This is a genomic window from Methylophaga sp. F-2 (assembly GCF_056859315.1).
In genome coordinates, this window is sequence record NZ_JBSXOF010000021.1 from 41,918 (window position 1) to 65,332 (window position 23,415).

General features: G+C 43.9%; 19 protein-coding genes. 17 read left to right on the top strand and 2 right to left on the bottom strand.

Annotation, left to right across the window (positions count from 1 at the left end; translation table 11 throughout):
• Positions 1-233 precede the first annotated feature (233 nt).
• The 12 genes from AC13DA_RS14825 (at position 234) to fae (ending at position 15,974) form a co-directional block, all read left to right on the top strand.
• Positions 234-605 carry a response regulator gene (locus AC13DA_RS14825; RefSeq protein WP_040576291.1) on the top strand — a complete coding sequence of 124 codons (372 nt, stop codon included), beginning with the start codon at positions 234-236 and terminating at the stop codon, positions 603-605.
• A gap of 3 nt (positions 606-608) precedes the next feature.
• On the top strand, positions 609-974 hold the full coding sequence (gene pilH / locus AC13DA_RS14830; RefSeq protein WP_284451580.1) for a twitching motility response regulator PilH: 366 nt from the start codon (positions 609-611) through the stop codon (positions 972-974).
• Between the two features lie 2 nt (positions 975-976).
• Entirely contained in the window at positions 977-1,525 is a 549-nt protein-coding gene (locus AC13DA_RS14835) for a chemotaxis protein CheW (RefSeq protein WP_284451579.1), read from the top strand.
• A gap of 24 nt (positions 1,526-1,549) precedes the next feature.
• Positions 1,550-2,815: a methyl-accepting chemotaxis protein gene (locus AC13DA_RS14840; protein WP_284451578.1), complete on the top strand. Its 1,266-nt coding sequence runs from the start codon at positions 1,550-1,552 to the stop codon at positions 2,813-2,815.
• 23 nt (positions 2,816-2,838) lie between these two features.
• Positions 2,839-8,748 (top strand): hybrid sensor histidine kinase/response regulator, encoded by a 5,910-nt coding sequence (locus AC13DA_RS14845; RefSeq protein WP_284451577.1) that lies wholly within the window; start codon positions 2,839-2,841, stop codon positions 8,746-8,748.
• A gap of 9 nt (positions 8,749-8,757) precedes the next feature.
• Positions 8,758-9,219: a chemotaxis protein CheW gene (locus AC13DA_RS14850; RefSeq protein ID WP_284451576.1), complete on the top strand. Its 462-nt coding sequence runs from the start codon at positions 8,758-8,760 to the stop codon at positions 9,217-9,219.
• 110 nt (positions 9,220-9,329) lie between these two features.
• The gene (locus AC13DA_RS14855) at positions 9,330-11,252 is read left to right on the top strand and encodes a transglycosylase SLT domain-containing protein (RefSeq protein ID WP_284451575.1); all 1,923 of its coding nucleotides are present in this window, start codon (positions 9,330-9,332) and stop codon (positions 11,250-11,252) included.
• Between the two features lie 16 nt (positions 11,253-11,268).
• Complete coding sequence (locus tag AC13DA_RS14860) at positions 11,269-12,492, top strand: multifunctional CCA addition/repair protein (RefSeq protein ID WP_284451590.1); 1,224 nt, start codon at positions 11,269-11,271, stop codon at positions 12,490-12,492.
• A 75-nt stretch (positions 12,493-12,567) separates the two neighbouring features.
• On the top strand, positions 12,568-13,551 hold the full coding sequence (gene mch, locus AC13DA_RS14865) for a methenyltetrahydromethanopterin cyclohydrolase (protein WP_007143949.1): 984 nt from the start codon (positions 12,568-12,570) through the stop codon (positions 13,549-13,551).
• A gap of 6 nt (positions 13,552-13,557) precedes the next feature.
• Positions 13,558-14,472, top strand: coding sequence for an ATP-grasp domain-containing protein (locus tag AC13DA_RS14870; RefSeq protein WP_284451574.1), 915 nt, complete (start codon positions 13,558-13,560; stop codon positions 14,470-14,472).
• Positions 14,462-15,352: a triphosphoribosyl-dephospho-CoA synthase gene (locus AC13DA_RS14875; RefSeq protein WP_284451573.1), complete on the top strand. Its 891-nt coding sequence runs from the start codon at positions 14,462-14,464 to the stop codon at positions 15,350-15,352. The genes AC13DA_RS14870 and AC13DA_RS14875 overlap by 11 nt, the downstream gene beginning before the upstream one ends.
• A gap of 103 nt (positions 15,353-15,455) precedes the next feature.
• Positions 15,456-15,974, top strand: a complete 519-nt coding sequence (gene fae, locus AC13DA_RS14880; protein WP_007143952.1) for a formaldehyde-activating enzyme — start codon at positions 15,456-15,458, stop codon at positions 15,972-15,974.
• A gap of 27 nt (positions 15,975-16,001) precedes the next feature.
• On the opposite strand, the gene AC13DA_RS14885 is transcribed toward fae, so the two are convergent.
• On the bottom strand, positions 16,002-16,718 hold the full coding sequence (locus AC13DA_RS14885) for a HisA/HisF-related TIM barrel protein (protein WP_284451572.1): 717 nt from the start codon (positions 16,716-16,718) through the stop codon (positions 16,002-16,004).
• A 22-nt stretch (positions 16,719-16,740) separates the two neighbouring features.
• Between AC13DA_RS14885 and AC13DA_RS14890 the strand changes: the two genes are divergently transcribed.
• From AC13DA_RS14890 to AC13DA_RS14910, 5 genes are read left to right on the top strand one after another with little or no spacing between them, the layout of a single operon-like run.
• Positions 16,741-17,697 (top strand): ATP-grasp domain-containing protein, encoded by a 957-nt coding sequence (locus AC13DA_RS14890; RefSeq protein WP_284451571.1) that lies wholly within the window; start codon positions 16,741-16,743, stop codon positions 17,695-17,697.
• A complete protein-coding gene (locus AC13DA_RS14895) occupies positions 17,694-18,740 on the top strand; it encodes a hydantoinase/oxoprolinase family protein (RefSeq protein ID WP_284451570.1) in 1,047 nt (348 codons plus the stop codon). The genes AC13DA_RS14890 and AC13DA_RS14895 overlap by 4 nt, the downstream gene beginning before the upstream one ends.
• Positions 18,741-18,749: 9 nt before the next feature.
• Positions 18,750-20,135 (top strand): aminodeoxychorismate synthase component I, encoded by a 1,386-nt coding sequence (gene pabB / locus AC13DA_RS14900; RefSeq protein ID WP_284451569.1) that lies wholly within the window; start codon positions 18,750-18,752, stop codon positions 20,133-20,135.
• A gap of 1 nt (position 20,136) precedes the next feature.
• A complete protein-coding gene (locus AC13DA_RS14905; protein ID WP_284451568.1) occupies positions 20,137-20,721 on the top strand; it encodes an amino acid kinase family protein in 585 nt (194 codons plus the stop codon).
• Between the two features lie 6 nt (positions 20,722-20,727).
• The gene (locus tag AC13DA_RS14910) at positions 20,728-21,885 is read left to right on the top strand and encodes a pyridoxal phosphate-dependent decarboxylase family protein (protein ID WP_284451567.1); all 1,158 of its coding nucleotides are present in this window, start codon (positions 20,728-20,730) and stop codon (positions 21,883-21,885) included.
• On the opposite strand, the gene AC13DA_RS14915 is transcribed toward AC13DA_RS14910, so the two are convergent.
• Positions 21,860-23,413, bottom strand: coding sequence for an SPOR domain-containing protein (locus AC13DA_RS14915; RefSeq protein ID WP_284451566.1), 1,554 nt, complete (start codon positions 23,411-23,413; stop codon positions 21,860-21,862). The two genes, AC13DA_RS14910 and AC13DA_RS14915, sit on opposite strands and share 26 nt — an antisense overlap.
• Between the last annotated feature and the right edge of the window lie 2 nt (positions 23,414-23,415).

Consider the following 23,415-nt stretch of genomic DNA (forward strand, 5'->3'; position numbering starts at 1 on the left):
GAGAACAGTATAAATGTCGATAAGAAGAGACATGGGACACAAATTTGATATTTCAAGTCATTCATACTTAACCATTGTGAAATTGGGGCTCGCTGATATCGTTATTCAACTCAAGTCATCACTAGCCTGTAAAACAAAAATGGGTTATCTTCGTCTGCATTACAATTATAAAATAATTCAGGTATAGCATTGTCGTGAGCCAGAGTGATAACGAATTTAACGGCCTAAAGGTGATGGTGATTGATGACAGTAACACCATTCGCCGCACAGCTGAAACACTGTTAAAAAAAGCTGGTTGTGATGTACTGACGGCTGATAATGGATTTGAAGCTTTACCCGTTATTAGCGCTCATCACCCAGATATTTTGTTTATTGACATCATGATGCCACGACTGGATGGATATCAGACCTGTGCATTAGTTAAAAATAACCCTAAATTTAGGGACATACCCGTAGTAATGCTCTCCAGCAAGGATGGTTTATTTGATAGAGCAAAAGGGCGCGTTGTAGGGGCTGAACAATATTTAACCAAGCCTTTTACCCGTGAAGACTTACTCGGTGCCATCCGAACACATTTGCTGGAAAAAACTCAGGACGCAAATTAACTTATGGCTCGAATTTTAATCGCTGACGATTCCCCTACTGAAGTTTATGTTCTACAAAAACTATTAGAAAAACATGGCCATCAGATTCTGGTGGCAGAAGATGGTGAACAAGCCGTAACGATGACCCAAACAGAACAACCAGACCTTGTTTTGATGGACGTGGTAATGCCAAATCTGAATGGCTTCCAGGCAACGCGGATTCTTAGTCGTGATGATGAAACCCGCCACATTCCCATCATTATTGTCTCCTCAAAGAACCAGGAGACCGATAAGATGTGGGGGCTCCGCCAAGGAGCAAAAGGGTATCTTGGTAAACCGGTCTCAGAGGATGAGATCATTGAGCAGATTCAATCATTGCTGGATAAATGACTATGATGCAACCACAATCTCCAGAAGACATCATTGCCATACTGCAGGACATCGAACGCCGCAGTAGACAGAAAGCCGCAGGCTTGACACAGCAGGAAACGCTCGGACAAAGTTGGACGGCTATTGGCTTTCGTGTTGCTAATCATCACTTTGTCATTCCATTAAACGATTCAAGAGAAGTTTTTCCGGTACCAGATCATATCACCGCTGTTCCCAAAGCTAAGTCATGGGTATTTGGCATTGTGAATCTGCGAGGTGAGTTATTGCCAGTGCTGGATCTGAAACATTACCTTATCGACAAACCAAGCAGAGTCTCTAAACGTAGCCGCATCATCGTCATTAATGACGCTGACATCAATAGCGGTTTATTAGTCGATGAAGTCTATGGGCTTAAACATTTTCAACGTGAACCGGATGAAATAGATACCCCATCTCATAAAGATATTTCGCCTTATCTAACTGGCACGGTTTACCAACAAGACACACAATGGGACGTTTTCAGTTTTTCAAAACTTATTGAAGATGAAAGGTTTATTAATGCTGCCGCATAATAATTTGATATCAGGACAAGATATATGAACTCAACCAGCAAGCTTTTATTTTCGTCGCTGAAAAACAGTAAGAACTGGCCAGGATTATTTGCCTTTATCGTGCTGTTTGCTCTGTCATTGGCAGGTTTAGCCCTGATTGCTACCGGGTTTTACACGCTTATCTACCCCAACCTGCTGTTTGTTGTCATTGGGGTTGGCGTATTATTTATTCTCAGTACGCTTGCAGCGATTAATCTCTGCTTTCCCACTATCCAGCAGTTAAAAGTTTCACTGGATAAAATGGAATTGCAAAACCGTCATAATCAGGATGCCATTCTGCGCTTACTCGATGAAATGGGCGATCTAGCTGATGGTGACCTTACAGTGAGCGCGACCGTGACTGAAGACATTACGGGTGCAATCGCCGACTCAGTCAACTACACGATTGACGCATTAAGAAGTCTGGTTGAGCAAATTAACTCGACCACCATGCAAGTGGCTTCCGCCGCACAAGAAACTCAGGCAACCGCATTACACCTGACTGATGCCAGTGAGCATCAGGCCCAGCAAATTACTGAAGTAAGTTCATCGATCACTCAAATGGCAGGGTCTATCGAACAGGTATCCCGCAGTGCCAGCCAGTCATCTGACGTGGCAAAACAATCTGTATCCCTGGCAATCCAGGGTAACAGTGCGGTGAAAAAAGCCATTCACGGCATGGATACCATTCGTGAACAAATCCAGGAAACATCAAAACGTATCAAACGTCTGGGTGAGAGCTCGCAACAAATCGGTGACATCGTTGAACTCATTAACGACATTGCTGAACAAACCAATATCCTGTCATTAAACGCTGCTATCCAGGCGGCCATGGCAGGTGAAGCCGGTCGTGGTTTTGCGGTCGTTGCTGATGAGGTTCAGCGTCTGGCTGAACGTTCGAGTAACGCAACCCGGCAGATTGATGCGCTGGTTAAGACCATTCAAAGTGACACCAATGAAGCGATCAGCTCAATGGAACAAAGTACGACGGAAGTGGTTGCTGGAGCCAAGTTATCTCAGGATGCCGGTACTTCTCTTGAACAGATTGAAAGCGTTTCTCATCAATTGGCCGAACTTATCAACAACATCTCTGATAATGCCAAACAACAGGCAACAGCGGCGGTGACAACCTCTGAAAACATGAATGTTATTCAGGAAATCACTATGCAGACATCAACCGGCACGAATGAAAGTGCAGCCTCCATTGGTCGATTACTTGAGTTAACCAATGAACTGCGTAAGTCTGTCTCTGGCTTCAAGTTGCCACGCTAAGCTTATCTGGAGAAAGTCATCTAATGGCACAACTCATCAAAGGCAATTATGATGCATTAGTCTGGCTGCAAGATGAATTGCAACAGTCACTTGCTCATGCCTTAGCGGCCATGAATAATTTTCTTGATGGTCAGGCTGACGATAAACTACTCACCGACACCATCGAGTCTCTTTATCAAGTGAAAGGCACATTGGACATGATTAATATGTCTGGTGCTGCCATGCTGACAGATGAAACGCTAAAAACCGTCAGAGCCTTACAGAATAATCAAGTAGCCAATACATCCATGGCACAAGATGCCATTGTGAAATCACTATTACTATTACCTAATTATTTAAAACTGCTGAATAACGACTTCCAGGATCATCCACTTGCCGTACTGGAATTGATCAATGAACTAAGGAAAGCTTACAAAGCGGACGCAAAAACTGAAATGGAGATGTTCAACCCGAGCTTCTCCGTAGTATTACCGGATAGCATTGCCCCTAACCCGGCACGGAAAATCCCGGCATTAAATATCGAGCAACGTAAGCTGGGTCACGTTTTTCAAGTATTGTTATTACAGTGGTTACGCAAGCAAGATGAGGATAGTCTGAGACAAATGCATGCGATTGTGCATTTTTTACGATTATCCAGCCATCAGGAAAAAGTCTGTTTATTCTGGTGGACAGCTGAAACCCTTATCGAAGCCATTCAACAACAAGGCCTGACCTCTGCAGGCCAGATAAAACCCTTACTAGGCAAGCTGGTTCAACCGATCAAGCAACATAGCGAATCGGGTGAGGCGGCAGTGCAATTAAACTTCCCAGACGATCTGGAAAAGCAACTGCTGCTTGCTATCGCTAGAGCCAGCAGCCGTGGGCCCAATGTCACACTATTAAAAGCCACTTTGCAGCTCTATTTCTTTGATCAACGCTCACGTATCTATGGCATGAGTGATAACGCATTAGGCGATGCCCACCTGGCTTTACTTGAGCAGCTTCAGGACATTAAAGATCAGCTCGATCAGCATGCCCATGACAATAACATCACTGTTGAAACCATTGAATCAACGACAAAGCAACTACAAAGCATGTCCGATACTCTGGCCCTACTTGCCGAGTACGAAGCCAGTAATTTATTACACCATCAGGTCGAGCAACTTAATGCCATTAGCAGCAGAGGTGATGTTCCGGGAGATGATGATCTAACCCAGCTTGCTGATAGCCTGTTGCAGGCTGAATCACTACTGCAATCATCAACACAGGCGAATGTTAACGATCAATTACGCCAAACAGTGATGTCTGAATGTTTGCTTGAATTATCCAACATCAAAGAAACCCTCACTTTGATGGAAAAATCCGAGCGTTACAACGATGGACTGGGCGACACAGAACAACAGCTCATTCTGATAGCCGGAAGTCTGGATATGCTGGCTCAGTCTGCCGCAGCGGAAATAATCAAACTGACCGCAGACACATTGTCTGAATATAAGCAGGGTAACAATGATTTTTCTGCCATTAAATTACAAAAGCTGGCGGACATCATCGCCTGCTGTGAACTCTATATGGAAGGAATTCGTCATCATGGTCATGCGGATGATGATTATTTAGCAACAGCAAAAACAAAACTGCATCAATTTGATAGTGAAAGCGAAACACCTGCTGAGCCTGAATTCACAGCCGAACCAGAGATAATCCAAGAAGAGATTGCTGCAGAGCACGCTGAAACGGCTATTGAGCCTATCATGTCAGATGCTGAGCCAGCATTGTCTTTTGCTAATGATGACGAAACGCCAATTAGCTTCTCTGAAGAAGATCAGAGCCTTTCAGTTTTAGATGATGTAAAAAATAGCGATTTACCCGCTGCCGAGCTTTGGCAATTTGCTGAAGGTATCGATAGAGAAGTCGCTGAAATATTTATCGAAGAAGCCACAGAGGTGTTACAGGAATTAGCTCATCAGATTCCCGCCTGGATCGATGAACAGGATGAGACCGCCCGGGCAGAAACCCGTCGTCATTTCCATACTCTAAAAGGCAGTGGTCGAATGGCCAATGCGACAGTCATAGCCGAGCTCTGCTGGGCTGTTGAAGATGTATTAAATCATGTGATAGAAGGCAATCGCGATGATAATCATCTGGTGAAAAAACTGGTGCAAGAGACCTATCAGGTATTGCCCGATTTATTATCACGCTTCACTCAAGCTGATATCAGCACACCTGATAAAATCAATGCCTTGTATGAACTCAAAGAAACCTGCCTCAATCCGCTACTGAAAGAAGCAAAAGAACAACCTGAACAGTATCGACCGACTTCTGTTGAACGCTATATCCAAATTCGTAAGGCCCGCGATGAGGCAAGACTGGATATTGATTTAACAACGTATCAGGCACAGCACGATGCTCAGAAATTCCCAGCAAAACCACTGTTTGAAATAGATGCTATTATTCCTACCAGCGTTGAGCGTTATATCCGAGATAAATGGGGTGTTGAACTACAGCCTGCTAAGGCAGCCACCAACGTTGAAAAATACCTCCAGAGACTGGCGTCAAAACAAAAACAATCATCTGAAGAACCTCAACAAACTGGTGTTGAACGCTATATTGCACAACAGAATCGACTGACAGAAATTGATGCATTCCGCTCAGCGCTATCAACACCGAAACAACAGACATCGCTAAGCTCTGTTGACCATTACATTATTGAGCTTGGGCAAAAAAATACCGGTGTTTCTGAATACATAAAAGCAAAAGCCTTATCTGAAGCAGAAGCGGATGAAATTGCTGATGAAGAAGATAACGAATTATTATCGATCTTTGTTGCTGAGGCTAAACAGCATATTGCCAACCTCAAACAAAGCCTTAACGATATTGCTTTCTCAAGACAAATTACCTCTCCTGTCTTACGTTCAGTTCACTCACTAAAAGGCTGTGCCAATATTGCAGGCGTTAAAGCCATGGCGATGATTGCGACGGAAATGGATCAAGCCGTCAAACAGCTTCATATGAATGATGTTGTGTTAGACAATCATCAGATGAAACTGATGAATAGTGTGGTAGAAGGCTTTGAGCTGGTACTGCTGCATATTATCGGAGAGGGTGAACAGCCTGATCTTATTGAATTATCATCATACATCTCAGAGCTCATGCCATCAGGTGGAAATCTGCAAGCACCAGTCATTGATCCTGAATTTTTAATGACACTGCTGGAAGAAACAGACGAACTGCTTGAGGACTACACAAAACAATTAAAGCAATGGCAACAGGTCCCATCTGATCAAGAAAATATTGAAGCGATAACGGCTACCCTGAGTAAACTGGAACAAACAGCATCGGACGCACAACAAAGGTTGATTGCAAACACCTATGCCAGCCTGAGTAAACTTATCAATCACTGCCATCCCCAAGATATCGGTTTAAATGCTTTACTGGAGCAGGGATACGAACAGCTCAACCAGTTTATTGAAAGCTTGTTGCAAAATAAGCCTTTATCAACCTCCTCTGATTTTCCAACGCGTGTTGATAATTATTTAACGCAGAAAGCGCTGCATCAAGAGGGCATTGACTTAGACGAAACCGACTATGCCATCCCTACAGATGTGGATGATGATCTGTTGTCAGCCTTTGCGGCTGAAGCACAAGAGCTACTCGACTCCAGTCGTCAGATCATCAAAGCTTGGGTAAGTAATACCCACACTGAACAAGACACATTACAACTTCAACGTGATCTACATACACTAAAAGGTGGTGCCAGACTGACAGGCATTATGCCTATGGCAGATCTGACGCACCAAATAGAAACCTTAGTGCTGGCGGTCAGTGATGGTCTTCAAAAAGCGGACGAAGACTTCTTTGATTTATTGCAGCGCTGTCAGGATAAATTGGCTGAAATGCAGGAGCAGTTAGCTAATCAACAAGCCGTCAAAACCGCTTTATCACTGATTGCTGAAATCACTGCGCGCACACAAGGTCAAGATTTACATATTGAAGACAGGCCATTACCTGCACCTGAAAAAGTTAAACAAGCCGAGCGCGATGCGGATGGATCAGCTGATATTTTACCTGTTGCACCATCGCAAACAGATGTCGCCGTTACCCCACAACATGTTGAGCAAGTCAGGGTAAGAGCTGATCTTCTGGATTATCTGACTAATTTTGCTGGTGAAGTGAGTATTTCTCGTGATCGTGTAACACAACAACATGTTGCGCTTCGTCAGCAGTTGCATGAAATGGAAGAAACCGTTGCCCGCCTGCATGATCAGTTACGTAATTTAGAGATTGAAACGGAAACCCAGATTCTTTTCCGTTACGAAGATGAACGGATCAAAAACGAATCAGATTTTGACCCTCTAGAATTAGATCGCTTCTCGATGATTCAACAACTCTCACGCAGTCTGACAGAGAGTGTTATCGACTTACATGACATCAGCCATTCAATGAACACGCTGGTGAGAGAGACTGATGCAATATTACTTCAACAGTCTCGACTGAATACTGACTTACAACAAGGCTTGATGACTACGCGACTTTTGCCCTTTAGTGGCATCGTTGGCAGACTGGAGCGAATTGTCAGACAAACAGCATCCGAGCTGGGCAAAAAAGTAGAGTTAAAGATCCGAGGCTCAGAGCTGGATATAGACAGAACCATTCTGGATCGACTTGTCGCACCGCTGGAACATATTCTTCGCAATGCGATTGCGCATGGTATTGAAGATAGTGACGAACGTATCAATAATGGCAAACCAGACAATGGACTGTTGTCATTGGTGATCACTCGTGAGGGTTCTGAGATTGTCATCAATATCAGTGATGACGGGCAAGGTATCAATATAGACAAGGTTCGTGAAAAAGCATTATCGATGAACCTCATCAGTCACGATAACATGCCATCAGATGATGAATTGATACAATTAATTCTGAGTTCAGGCTTTAGCACCGCAGACAATGTTTCTCAACTTGCTGGCCGCGGTGTTGGCATGGACGTCGTCAGTAATGAGATTCGTGGCATGAAAGGTCGCCTCAGCATCAAGTCTGAACGTGGCAAAGGCAGCACCTTTATTATTCGTCTGCCGCTGACCTTGTCGGTCATTCAGGCCCTGCTCATTCGAGTTCAAGATGAGCAATATGCCTTACCGCTTAACACCATAAACGCTGGTCAGCGCATTAGCGTTCGCGATATCAAACTGATGTTAGGCACACATAAACCGCACTATGATTTCCATGGAGAGAAATATCGGTTTATGCCGCTCAGTTCATTACTCGACAAGCCATTGTCACTGTCTGATAACTTAAAACATCAAATGCCGCTACTGCTATTCCGCTCAGGTGATTTGCGCATTGCCCTATTAGTCGATGATATTGTCAGTAATCGTGAAATTGTCATCAAATCAGTCGGTACTCAGCTTGGACATATCTCGGCGATCAATGGTGCTACCATTCTGGGTGATGGTCATGTGGTATTTATTCTGGATATCCCGACATTAATGGATAGCAGTCAACACATCACGCTGGATACTGACGATGCAATTAATCTTGAACGAGAGTTAGAGCAATTACAGGACAGATTACCAACAGCCATGGTCGTTGATGACTCGATCACCATGCGCAAGGCTACAGGCAATTTACTACGTCGAATCGGTTTTGAAGTCATGACAGCTCGTGATGGCGTGGATGCTCTGTCGCAACTACATGAACAAAAACCGGACATCATTCTGTTAGACGTTGAGATGCCGCGCATGGATGGATTTGAGTTCGCATCGATTGTTCGCAACGATAAAGAATTCAGGCATCTTCCTATCATCATGATTACCTCAAGAACAGGTAATAAACACCGTGAAAGAGCTCTCGAAATAGGTGTCAATGCTTATTTAGGTAAACCTTATCAGGAAGAAGAGCTTATCTGGCAGATGCAAAAGCTGCTCGGTAAAGACACGTTTCAAGAACCCACACAGTAGATGTCAGATATGGAAAAACCAGCTCAAGCCCAATTTATTCATTGCATGCTGATTCCATTGCAAAAGCATTACCTGCTGCTGCCGAACAGTACGATTACTGAAGTTATTCCGAAAGCCACCATCAACTCCTCCTCAACAAAAACAACACCATGGTTGGAATGGGTTGATTGGCAGCAAAAATCGCTGGCAGTTGTCGATCTTGAAACCTTGTTAGCACAGGATGTAGAAACAGTTTATCCGGCCAATAAACTCTGTATCATCGAAGGCATCAATGCTGAAGCAGATGTCGGTTTTTATGCTATTCCCTGCACAGGCTCCCCCCAACTCATCACCTTAAATGCATCTGCGTTAAAAATGACGCATGATCAGAATGCTTCTGAGTACTTATATTGTCAGATTAAAATCGGCAATAAAGTCGCGTTCATCCCTCATCTTGATAACCTTGAACTGGCTATCAAAAATGCCAGTTAATTAGTCTGAAACGATTAAAATCCGACCTTCGATTAACACAGTCAATCGCTCTCAATTTTTATTTATTGATGGGCTGATTTTGTTTGTATATATGGTTTAACATAGTAGCTATGAAACTACTCAAAACACTGCCGTTTTTTATTCTCTGTCTGCTGTTAAGTCCTCTGGCTTATAGCGATGATGCCACGCAACTCACAAAACAGCGTCAATTATTTCAACAGGCCAAAAAAGCATTACAGGACAACCAGATCCCCCGCTATCAAGCGCTTTATAAACAACTGGATGGTTATCCACTACAAGGATATTTACAGTATCTTTACCTCAATGGCCGACTCAATCAGGCAAGTAATGCATCGATGCATGAATTTCTGACAAAAGAAGATGGCAGCTTTTATGCAGAACGCTTACGCAACTTTTGGTTAAATAAATTAGCTCAGCAAAAAAGGTGGACTGATTATCTGAGCTTTTATCAGGCACCACAAACAGCAACAAGGCAATGTTATTACCTGCAAGCTTTACTGGCTACCGGCCAAAAACAAAAAGCATTCGAGCAGGCACCAGAATTATGGCTTGTTCCCCACTCTCAGGAAAAAGCGTGTGACCCGGTATTTTCAGCCTGGGAAGCCGCTGGCTTATTAAATAAAGATCTACGTCATCGACGCATGATGTTAGCGATTCGTGATAATCAGTTTTCTATGGCCAATTACTTAGCCAAATCAACAGCCAATCCTGAACAAAACCAGCTATTGGTCAAACAGTGGCAATCCATTCATGATAACCCTCTCCCTGTTTTGAATGGAGTGGCTAAAGACAAAACATTAAGCAAGGATAATGCGCTAAACCGCGAAATCATTATTCATGGTCTACAACGACTGGCCAGACGCTCGCCAGAACAAGCCTTCAACAGTTGGTTAAACATCAAACCTCGCTATCAATTTACGCAACAAGATGTCATTGAAGTCAGAAAAGCCATCGGTAAATGGGCGGCACTTAACCGCGATAAAAAAGCACTGACCTATTTCGGTGATATCCCTGGCGGCGAATGGCAGGCTCGCGCAGCTTTGTGGCAAAAAGACTGGAAAGCCGTAGAGAAAGCTATCAAGCTAATGAACATTGATGAGCTGGGCTCGACACGCTGGCAGTATTGGCTGGGCAGAAGTCAGGAAGCGCAGGGACAAAAAGCAGCGGCTAATCAGACCTTTTCAGCCATTCTCGGCAAACGTGACTATTATTCGTTTCTTGCTTCCGACCACTTAACCCAGCCTTATAAAATGAATCACCGGCCCATACCGGTTACTAAAGAAGAAATGGCAGCACTGAGAAAACAGCCTGCTATTCAACGTTTACATGAGTTTTTTCTGCAAAATATGCATTTGGAAGCGGGCCGGGAAGCCTATCACTTGAAACAGACACGGCCAGATCGCGAGCTTCAGATGATCGCCATGATCACTCATGAATGGGGTTGGCATAATCAAACCATCGCTTTATTAGGTAAAGCACAATACTGGGATGCCCTGGACCTGCGTTTCCCAGTTGTCTATGACGATGCCATGTTGCAAGCTGGAAAAGCTCAGGGGCTGGATCCATCCTGGCTGTTAGCCATTGCCCGTCAGGAAAGTGCCTTTAACCCTGAAGCTAGGTCTCATGCCGGTGCGATGGGCCTTATGCAGTTAATGCCGGACACCGGACGATTAATCTCCAAAATCATTAATCGTCCACTCAAACAACTTAGTGAGTTGTACCGTCCAGAACGTAATATCGAACTCGGCAGTGCCTATTTACGCCGTATGTATGATGAAAACCAAAAAAACCCAGTTCTGGCCACAGCCGCCTACAATGCCGGACCACATCGCGTGAACAAGTGGTTGCCAGACAGCTCACTTGATGCTGATATATGGGCTGAAAATATTCCTTTTAATGAAACACGGCATTATGTTCAGACAGTGATGAGCTACGCGGCTATTTTTGATAGCCAGCGTAACCAATCCATTAAACCGTTGTCTGAAAGAATGCCCAAAGTAAAATCGGAGTAAGGTCGTTATCGACACCATACAAACTTATCTTGTAGGCGGTTGCGTTCGAGACAAACTGCTTGGAAAACCCGTCAAAGATCGTGACTGGGTGGTAGTTGGTGCCACTACAGACTATATGTTAAAAAACGGATATAAACCCGTAGGTAAAGACTTTCCGGTTTTTCTTCATCCTAAAACTCAGGAAGAATATGCCCTCGCCAGAACGGAACGAAAATCCGGCCATGGTTATCAGGGCTTTACTGTTTATGCCTCACCAGAGGTTACATTAGAAGAAGATCTTGCTCGGCGTGATCTCACGATTAATGCCATTGCAGAATCAGTGGATGGCGATCTTATCGATCCCTTCAATGGCATCAATGATCTAAAGAAAGGCATTCTCCGTCACGTCTCTCCTGCATTTGTTGAGGATCCTGTCAGGGTTCTGCGAATAGCCCGCTTTGCTGCACGCTTTAATTTTGCCATTGCTGAAGAAACACAACAGCTGATCAAACAGATGGTAGCCAGTGGAGAGTTAGAACATCTTGTTGCTGAACGCGTCTGGCAAGAATTATCAAAAGCGTTACAAACTGACCAGCCATCGGTCTTTTTCACCAGCCTTCGACAGGTGAACGCCCTTTCATGCTTATTTCCTGAAGTGGATCGGCTGTTTGGCGTGCCACAAATTCCAAAATGGCACCCTGAAGTCGATACTGGAATTCATGTGATGATGGTTATTGACCAGTCAGCAAAACTAAGCGATGACCTTGCTGTCAGATTTGCCGCTTTATGTCATGACTTAGGCAAAGGTCTAACGCCAAAAGACATCCTCCCCAGTCATGCCGGTCATGAAGCGACAAGCATAGAACTCACTAACAAGTTATGCCAACGTTTACGAGTCCCCAAAGATATTGCCACGCTTGCCGCAAAAGTAGCGGAATACCACACCGATGTTCACTTATTATTTGAATTGGATGCGGCAAGAGTTTTGGAGGTTATCGAAGGGCTGGATAGTTTTCGACGCCCCGAACGCTTTGAGCAGTTTTTACTCGCTGGTGAAGCCGACTTTCGTGGTCGTCCTGGTTATGAAACCGTCGATTATCCTGAAAAAAGGGCCTTTGCAGAATGCTTCCAACAAGCGGCACAGATCGATATCAAGCCACTACTTGAACAAGGTTTGGCTGGTGAACAAATCAAACAAGCCATACGCCAGCAGCGATGCGATGCCATTGAGCGCGTGTTATCGACCCATCGTAGAGGCTAATGACCTTGCATAAGCGAGCCATTCATCACGTATAATCTAAGCAACTTTTTTCGACTCTAGCTATAGGACGTTACAATGAGCACAGACATTTCAGCCAAATGGACCAGTGTAAACGCTGCCTGCCAACCTCTCGTAGATGCATTAATTGATAATGCTGAAGCATTGCAACTTGAAATAAGTACATTAAGTAATGGCACCCGCGTCGTTGATGCAGGTATCAATTGTACTGGCGGTCTTGAAGCTGGACGTCTTATTGGCGAAATTTGCATGGGTGGTCTGGGTACCGCCACACTTGGGACGAACAGTGGTTTTGCTAACTGGCCATGGTCAGTTAATGTTCATGCCAAAACACCGGTATTGAGCTGCCTTGGTAGTCAATATGCAGGATGGAGCTTATCTCATAAAAGTGAAGACAGTAAGTTTTTTGCTTTAGGATCAGGCCCAGGTCGTGCACTGGCAGCAAGAGAAGAAATCTTCAAAGAGTTTGGTTACAAAGATGAAGCAGAATCTACCGTTATTGTTCTGGAAGTGGATAGTTTCCCACCAGTAGAAGTGGCTGAAAAAGTGGCTGATAACTGTGGTATCAAACCAGAAAATCTAACGTTTATTCTTACCCCGACATCTAGTCTGGCGGGCGTTATGCAAATTGCTATTCGTGTATTGGAAGTGGCCATGCATAAAGCCCACGAACTGCATTTCCCGTTAGAGAAAATTGTTGATGGTTATGGCTCAACACCTGTCGCACCACCAGGTGGAGACTTTATGACAGCCATGGGCCGCACTAACGACGCTATTCTGTTTGGTGGTCAGGTTCATTTATTTGTCGATGCCACCGATGAAGAAGCGAAAGATCTGGCTGAAAAAATGCCCAGCAATACCTCATCAGATTATGGCCGACCTTTTGCGGATATCTTTAAGTCATATGAATACGACTTCTTCAAAATTGACGGCATGCTGTTCAGCCCAGGTAAAGTCATTGTGACGAGTACTAAAACAGGTAAAAGTTTTACTGCTGGTGAGCTGAATCAGGAATTACTCAACCTTTCTTTCGGACTTTAATTATCTATGGCGACAAATCGCCTTGTTATTTTTAATGACACACATGGCTGGCACAGTGAACAATTAACGCATTCACTGAGCCAGCTGGGTGTTGATGCTGTACTAACTGACTTAGCGGCCTGCCGTATTGACCTTGATTCCCCATCCGGATTGTATATTCCAGGTTTTGATAATGAGCTACCCGCCGCCGCAATGGTCCGTGGAATTGCGCCAGGATTTCTGGAACAAATCACCCTCCGTATGGATGTTTTACATACCTTGGCTGAACTGGGTGTTCCCGTTTTTAACCCGGCAACTGCGATTGAATACACGGTAGATAAAGCCAGAACATCATTACGCTTGCATCAGGCAGGATTGAGCACCCCCAGAACCTGGGCTTGCGAAGACAGTAGCATGGCAAAACACATCATTACCCGGGAATTGAATATGGGTAATAAAATTGTGATGAAACCCCTGTTTGGCTGTCAGGGTAAAGGCATTACCTTAATAGAAGAGTTAGGCCAATTTGAACAGCTCGCTCCCGTCGGCGAGGCTTATTACCTTCAGGAATATATTGCACCTGAGAAAGAAGGGATCTGGCAAGATTGGCGGTTATTAGTCATCGATAATGAAGTCTGTGCAGCAATGAGCCGACGCTCAAACAAATGGATCACCAATTTTGCTCAGGGTGCCAGTTGCTTTGCGACAACAGTCACCGAAGACATGAAACAATTAGCGATAAAAGCCACTGCAGCAGTGAATGCAGATTACGCTGGCGTTGATCTGATTCGTGATAAAGATGGTCATTTTACGGTATTGGAAGTCAATAGCGTCCCAGCGTGGAAAGGCCTTTATCAAGCGACTGGCGTTGATGTTGCTATGCACTTAGCACAAGCACTAATCAGACGAATAGAGCAGAAACAAGCCACACATGCTCTCTGAATCAGACATTAAAGATGCTGTGTTCTGGGCCTGTCAGCAGGAAGTATTAGCACCTAAACCTGGTAACGTAAATGTCATCAGTGACGGCCATAATATGGTGGTGGAAGATTTTATTAAAAGCGCTCGTGCAATTGCACCCATTATGGCAAAAACTGGCTTGACCGTAGGCGAACGTATTTTGCAATCGGTTCAGGCAACACGACAGGTTGTTAACTGCAATACCAATTTAGGCATCGTTTTACTATTTGCACCACTTTGCCAGGCGATCCAGTATTGTGAATCATTTGATGAACTTCCACAGCGGCTCCAAGTCGTACTCAAGAACCTGACTGTTGATGATGCAATTCATTGCTACGAAGCAATACGTTTGGCTGAAGCGGGAGGACTAGGCAAGGAAGACGAACATGATATCAGCGCAGTACCAACCATTACCTTGCTTGAAGCCATGGACTTAGCAAAAAACCGTGATCAAATTGCCCAACAATATGTCAATAATTTCAAGACGCTATGGGATCTGAGTTTGCCAGCATTGACAAAAGCGATAAATTCTGGGGAAAGTGTTGAATGGGCAACCGCTTTCGCGTATCTTAAGTTGTTATCGAAGGCGTTGGATAGCTTGATATCCCGTAAGCAATCCACTGCGCTGGCAACCAAAGTCAGTGAGAGAGCAAAACAGTTTGTGATCCAAATAGAAGAAACGGGTAATTTAGACACCCATTTTGATGCACTCTCTCTCTGGGATAAAGAATTAAAAGAGAAAGCAATTAACCCGGGAACATCGGCAGACCTCATCGCAGCGACGTTATTACTGCACAGGTTTGGTCGACTGCTTTCTTTTAATGAATTTCAGTACCACGAAGCATTTAGCGGACGGCACTGAGCAGGTGATACGTTCCTTTATTACGTATAAACCCTTCCTTTCACAATAAGGAGGGAAAAAAATGAGCCTTTTTGACAATTTTTTTGGAACAGGAAAATATAACATGCCAGTTATCGATCGCGTACTTGTAGGTGAATCATTGGTCATCGAAGATGGTGACTTAGACAACGTAGCTCACATTGACTTAATCATGGGTCCACGTGGCTCAGCAGCAGAAGATGCTTTCTGCCGTACACTCACCGACCAGAAACAAGGGGTTAATGGCTTGTTGGCTGTTGTTGCGCCTAACTTAATGGTTAAGCCAGCGACTGTAATGTTCAACAAAGTCACCATCAAAAACATGAAACAAGCCGTTCAAATGTTCGGCCCAGCACAGCGTGGTGTTTCACTTGCTGTTGCTGAATGTGTTGAAGATGGCACAATCCCAGCTGGTGAAGCTGATGACTGCTTCATTTGCGTTGGTGTATTCATCTCTCCAACTGCTGATAGCGATGAAAAAATCCAAGATTGGAACTATCGCGCTACTAAAGAAGCTATCAAACGTGCAGTTGCTCGTGAGCCTAAAGCGGCTGACGTTGTTGCACAATACAAATCTAGCGAACACCCATTTGGTGCTAAGTAAGATTTAAGCAATTCATACATCACTCTTCTACGGAAGAGTGATGTCCCTGCTTAAATTTTCGATTGCTGATTTGCTTAGTTTACCAGTGTGTAGTGCACTGGCAATTAGTGCGCCTGCGACTCCCATTTCTAATAATCGTTCTAAATCATCTTCACTACGTACACCACCCGCGGCATACCAGCTCACACTCTGTTTAGCTTCCATTAATAACTTCAGCCACTCAAAATCAGGACCTTGATTCGCACCGATATTATCTAAACTCATCGCGATGCATCTATCTGTCCAGTATACTGATTCATGGATGGCCCCATGTCCCAGAAGCTGCCCAGACTTTTTATCCAATGACAAAATTGGTTGTTTTTCAACATTAGGTCCAGACTTTTCAAGCAAACTGATATCTTTCAGAGTTTCACTACCAAGCACCAGAAATAGTCGGGATGTGTCTGAATAACATAAATAATCCTCCATTCCCGCAATACCCGCATCAAGCCATATATTCAGCCGTGGAAATGCCGCCAAGATATTTTTATAACGCTGTGGATGATGAACTCCCTTCTCTATCGCATCCAGATCGGCAATATATAACTGCTGAAAAGGGTACCAAGCTAATAAATCGCCAATGACATCCTCAGGTATCACTGATGACGTCAATAAAGAAGTCAATGGCTGGTAGTTAGCCCTGTCCCCGCCTTTTGCATGTACAACAATACCATCACGTATATCAATGACAGGTATAATATCCATAGTTCTCAATATGTCCGCTTAAATGACGATTTTTATATATGAACATCTTACCAGTGGAGCCTTGTCAGAAGAGGTATTTTCCGCTGGCCTGATGCACGAAGGCGAGTTAATGCTTGAAAGCATCTGTCGTGATCTACTGGCATATGGTTATAAAGTCGCGCTCATGCGAGACTCAAGACTGCCAGCACTAACTATCCCTACAGATCGTTTAACGACATATCCTATCCAAAATCAGCTTCAATTCACTGAAACCTGGCAACAATGCCAACAGCACTATGATTTCTTTCTGGTCATAGCCCCCGAAACAGATTCAATACTGTTTAATTTTGTGTTGTCACTGGAGCAGCAACAAAAGCGGATATTTAACTGTAGCTCCAGTGCTATTCGACTTTGTAGTGATAAATATCTCTGCTATCAACATTTAAAAAAACATCATATAACAACGCCAAAGACCTTCACAGCAAATGACTGGTTAAACAAAGACCACTCCGCCGATGCTCAATGGATAATAAAACCAATTGATGGTGCAGGCTGTGAAAACACCTATTGCAGCGATAGTGTTGACACAAGACAGCGACTGTCGACATTGCCTAAAGATAAATTTATTGTTCAGACTTATATTTCTGGTGAGAACCTCAGCCTAAGTTTATTTATCAATGAAGGGGAAACTCAACTGCTTTCAGTCAATATTCAGCATATAAAACAAGATCAGCAACAGTTACACTTAGGTTACTGTGAAGCACAGCGTTTTGATATGTTATCTCGTGAGCAGGCATTGAGTTTAGCCAATCAGATTAGTCATTGTATCGATGGGTTAAGTGGATTTGTTGGTATCGACATTGTAAAAACGACCAATGCCATATATGTCATAGAGGTAAATCCACGACTAACCAGTACCTATGCTGAGCCTGCCATGCGAGAAAAAACAAATCCCGCTGAAACACTTAATAAACAAATACAAGCATTACTAGCAAAATGATAACAAAAACAAATATGGCTTATTGTGGCTGGGATATTGGCGGGGCTCACCTTAAAGTCGCTTATGCAGACAGCAAAGGTAAACTGCTTAATGTTTTTCAGCTCCCCTGTGCGTTGTGGAAAGGCATTGATGCATTAACTGATACGCTACAAAAAGCACTCAAACAATTGCCTGACACGCCCATATCACACTACATCACGATGACAGGGGAACTGGTTGATGCTTTTAATAATCGAGAAGAAGGTGTCAAAGCCATTGTTAATTGTGTTGATACTCACCTAAAAGCTGATGACTTGCATTTTTTTGCAGGCCAATCTGGTTGGCTCAATAAAAAACAAGCCATCCTGCAATGGCAAGATGTTGCCTCAATGAACTGGCAAGCCAGCGCAATGCTGGCTGCTAAGCATATCGAACAGGGCTTATTCATTGATATTGGAAGTACGACTTGCGACATCATCGCCATTGATAACTATCAAATCCAACCAGCCGCTACCACCGATTATGGTAGGCAGCGTTCAGGAGAACTGGTGTATACCGGTGCCATAAGAACACCACTTATGGCCATTACTGATGAAGCGCCATTGCATGGCGACCGTATTTCACTCGCTGCAGAATGGTTTGCCAGTAGTGGTGATATCTGGCTGTTATTAGATCAACTTACCTCCACCGATATTCAGGATGAAAGTGCTGATGGCAAGCCATGGAATGCGGTTTATAGCCAACAGCGATTAGCCAGAATGCTAGGCTGTGATGGACACGATGCTTCCATAGCACAATGGCAAAATGTCGCAGCCTGGTTTGCTGAAAAGCAGTTACAACAAGTCATTAAAGGCTGTCATCAAGTATTAAGCCGATTTCCAGACTGGAAACTATCCAGTCCCATTGTGGGTGCAGGTGTGGGGAAATTTATCGTCGAAAAATGTGCAACCCGGCTGAACCGTCCCTATATCGATTATGCTCAGTTTTGCCAACATCATCCCGAAGCCTCTTGTTTCGCACCTGCAGCGGCTTTAGCTCTTCTTGCCGCACATCAGTTGTCGTAGAATACCTTAATGAATGCTGATTACCCTTCTTTAACAACTGAGCTGCCCTATGTCGAAGATAGTGCCGCTCTTTTTAGTCAAATACGTGATTATCCTTGGCCGGTCATGCTGGATAGTGCTAATACCTCACCAGAAGTAGGCCGCTATGACATTCTCGCGGCAGCACCATTTATTACCTTAGAAACAGCGGCCGGCAGCACACAGATAAGCCATCATCACAATAAGCGAACTGTGACGTTGGATCCTTTTCTGCTGCTTAATGACATATTAAAAGACTATAAACAGCGGACAACCGATTTGCCTTTTGCCGGTGGTGCAATAGGTTATTTTGCCTATGATTTAGGTCGGTATTTGGAAGTATTACCTGAACTTGCTGAAGATGCTGAACATATTCCAGATATGGCGATTGGTATCTATGATTGGGCTGTCATCGTTGACCATAAGTTGAAACGCTGCTGGTTAACCAGTCATGGTCTGGATCCACAAACCCATAAAATATGGCCAGAACTGCTTCAGAAATTAAATTTGTCTACAGCTAAAGAAACATCGGATACATTTACTATTACCAGCCCACTCACCAGTAATTTTGATGAATCTGGCTATAAAGCGGCATTCGCAAAAATCAAAACATATATTACCGAAGGTGACTGTTATCAGGTAAATCTGGCAAAACGCTTTGAGGTCACAGCTGAAGGGGATCCCTGGATAGCTTATCAGGCATTACGTAAACAAAATTCAGCGCCGTTTTCAGTCTATTTTGACACGGGCAATGTAACCATTTTGAGCTCTTCACCAGAGCGCTTATTACGCGTTGATGGGGCCAAAGTTGAAACAAAACCGATTAAAGGTACAAGGCCGCGGGATCTAAACAATCCGGAAAAAGACCGCCAGCTTGCTCAATCATTACAGGCCAGCCTGAAAGACCGTGCCGAAAATTTAATGATCGTTGATTTACTCCGAAATGATATCGGCAAAGTGTGTGAGCCTGGAAGTATTCGGGTTCCACAACCTTTTGCACTTGAAAGCTTTGCGACTGTACATCATTTAGTCAGCACGATTACAGGTACACTTGCCAACACAGAGTCTGCCGTAACCTTGCTCAGGGCCTGCTTTCCTGGTGGTTCTATTACTGGCGCCCCCAAGCTTCGGGCAATGGAAATTATTGAAGAACTCGAACCACACCGTCGTGGTATTTATTGCGGAAGCATTGGTTATATTGGCTTTGATGGTAATATGGATACCAATATTACTATTCGCACTATGGTCTTCAGCGATAATCGCTTAAGATTCTGGGCGGGTGGTGGCATTGTGGCAGACTCAGATGCAGATGAGGAATACCAAGAAGTGCATGATAAAGCAGCAGCCATGATCAATTTAATCAAGTTTTTACAATAATATGCGGATTATCAAGCTGGGCGGCAGCCTTTTTCATACCCCAGAGCTGAAACAATGGCTGACATTGTTAAGCAGAGCCAGTGAATACGAAACGGTCATTATTGTACCGGGCGGTGGCCCTTTCGCCGATGAAGTCCGACATGCCCAACGTCTACATCGATTTAGTGACTCAACAGCGCATCACATGGCGATATTAGCGATGTCACAGTTCGGCTTACTGATACAAGATCTCGCGCCAAATTGTCGGCCTTTTTATTATCCAACTGAGCAACCAACCACGCCACTGAAAAACGGTCTTTATATCTGGTTACCTGATAAAAAAGTATTATCTGTCCCGGAGTTGAGACACAGCTGGAATATTACATCAGACAGTATGGCTCTATGGCTAAGTCAATCTCTACATGCTGACGAGCTGAGCATTATCAAACGCAGCACGGTAATCTCAAGTCAAATAAAATCATTGATCAGTCATAATGTACTAGATAGTGGTTTTCTGCCTTTATTCCATCAACAACCAGTGATGACCCGTTTATTTCATTTTCAACAACAAGCCTTGTTCCCTGACAAAGGTCTTGTCCTGCAATGACAGCTGATGAAAAATCCTGAATCCCCTGTCGTTCATCGTTCAGAAGACAAAGAATATATCATTGATACGCAACGGTTAATGTCGTCAGACATCTCTTACCAAGACTTAGTTAACGAAGCCAGCTATCATCAACGCGCCGACTGGGCTGCTCATATGACACCGTCATTAGCACCTTATAGTCAATTAGGCATGCAGTTAGCACTACACCACCATGGTAATCTCTTATCTCCGGAGCTTTACCCTAAACTTAAACACGCTGAAAGCGAGATAAAGACAACGTTAGCTCACGAGTTTGGCTTTTCTCATGCACGCTTCACGCATGGCGGATCCTACTCAAATTTAGACGCATTATGGCAGGCAAGAAGTCAGTCTGTTAATAAAAAGGTGGTATACGGCAGTGAAGCTTCACATTACTCGATAAGAAAAGCCTGTGACATTCTCGGCATCACCTTTGAAGCGATTCCCTGCAATACGGCTCAACAAATCGACCTCGTTGCATTAGAGAAAAAATGTGCACAAGATGCCCCCATCGCGATTATCGCTAATATGGGCACCTCCGCGACAGGGGCAATTGATCCCATAGAAGAAATCACCGCTATTTCAACAAAACATAACTGTTGGTTACATATCGATGCGGCATGGGGCGGCAGTAATTTACTCATCGATGACAACAATCTGTTTAAGCAATTTATGCCCAAAGTGGATAGTCTCAGCTTTGATCCCCATAAGTCACTGTTTCAGCCACGCCCTTGCAGTGTTTTATTCAGCCATTCAAAACCTGAACATACCCATGACATCAACTACCTCTCCGAATCACCAGAGAAGGCCATTAGCGGCTCTTACGGGGCAGAATTATTTATACCTTTATGGCTAAATTGGAAAATATTAGGAAAAGATTGGTTTATCGATAAGATCAACTACCGACTTGAGCAAGCAGAATATTTTGCAAGCCAACTTCAGAAACAAACAAAATGGCCGATTATTAATCATGGCACTGGGATTGTCTGTTTCAAAGCGGATCAAGACGCTCTGTTAGCCCCTTTAGTCGAAAAGGGTACCGTGTCTACCATTAACTTGAATCAAACGTGCTATCACCGTGTGATTTTTGCCGGGCTCGATACTAGTGCAGAAAAACTGCTCAAGGCTTTACACCCTTTTCTTTAATTTGTTTCTGTACGCTATCAAAACGGCGTAACCAGGTAGGCAAATTATTCATTGCACCTGACCACTGATTACTCGCTTTTAAAGCTGCCTGCTTAGATGGATAAACACCAAAAATTAAAACATGCCAAGGTTTGTTATCACGCAAGCTGGTAAAGCGCGCCACATCACCGGTCAGCCCATGTTCTTCAATAAAGGCATCGACTTCTTTATCATCCCATGACCCCATTAACTGGAATGTGTAATGTTTGGCTGGGCGAGAAAGAATCCACTTAGTGTCGTGAACCTTATCAAGGATACTTGATTCAAGTTTTTTGACTTGTTTTGGAGCAATTGTTTTATTTTCATTGTTAACTATTTGCTCTTCAGGCCCAGGAACGGTAGGGGTTTCTTTTTCTATTTCCTCAGGTTCTGCTTCGACAACTACCTGCTCAGCTTCAGCCGACGGCATCAATTTTTCCTGTTCTTGAGCACTTGAAGTTTCTGACGCTGGCGTTGGGATTTCTGCAAGCAAGGCCTCTAGTTTTTCTCGCTCAGATAGCATTTTGGCTTCTTTCTCTTGCTCATCGCCCACCACTACTGTAGCCAGCTTATTATCCTCTGCGGAAATATCTTCAGGTAATTCCAGTGTGTTCTGTGATGCTGTAGATGCAGATATCCAGTCATTGATTCGATTCTGGAAAATCAGAATAAGCACAATAACAGCAGCAAGTGAAATACCACCGCTCCATCGAAGCCAGTTAATCTGACCCAAGGAAATTTTAGGCGTACGTTTCCAGGTTTTTGCCTTGATACCCAGCAATTGTTGATGAGCCAGAGCATTTAACCGCGCAAGATTACCAGCAGAGGCCTTACTTAAATACTGAATTTCTTTTGCCGAAAAAGGGCTGTCGCCCTGATATCCGGCGCTTTTCAAACGATGTAGTAAATACGCTTCTGTCTCAATAAACTCCAGCGGTGGTAAATCCAACCACTGTGTAGAAACAAGATTAAATTTCGTCTCTGCCGTCATCGAAAGAACAGCTTGCAGAATGGGTTGCTGTTCATCATCCTGCCAGCTCAGGCAACTGTGTAATAGTTGCTGCTCAGGCTCAGATAAACGTTGTACGTCATCTACTAGCAATACCGGTGTGATATTGAGTTTTTTTAGATGACTCAACCGCTCTTTTAATAGATTCGCCAATGATTTTTCATCATTTGTCGACGCAAGTTCAGTAGCTAATGCCTTTAGCATGCCCTGATATTGTTCAAGTGTGGAAATATTATTACGCCAGCGATAAAAGCGCATATCCGACGTCGTTTGACGCTGTAATTGTTGCAGTAACGTCGTTTTTCCTAAGCCAGTGTCAGCTTGCAACAATATCGGTGTGGAAGTGGATCTTAATAAATGCAGAATAAGCAAACGACGTTGCTTAATATATCGGCCATCAAAAAAATCTTCCGCAGATTTGACTTCAGAAAAAGGTAAACGCTGTAAGGCCAGCTTAGTGATATATGCTGGCTCAGGCGATGTTGCCGCAATATCACTCATCT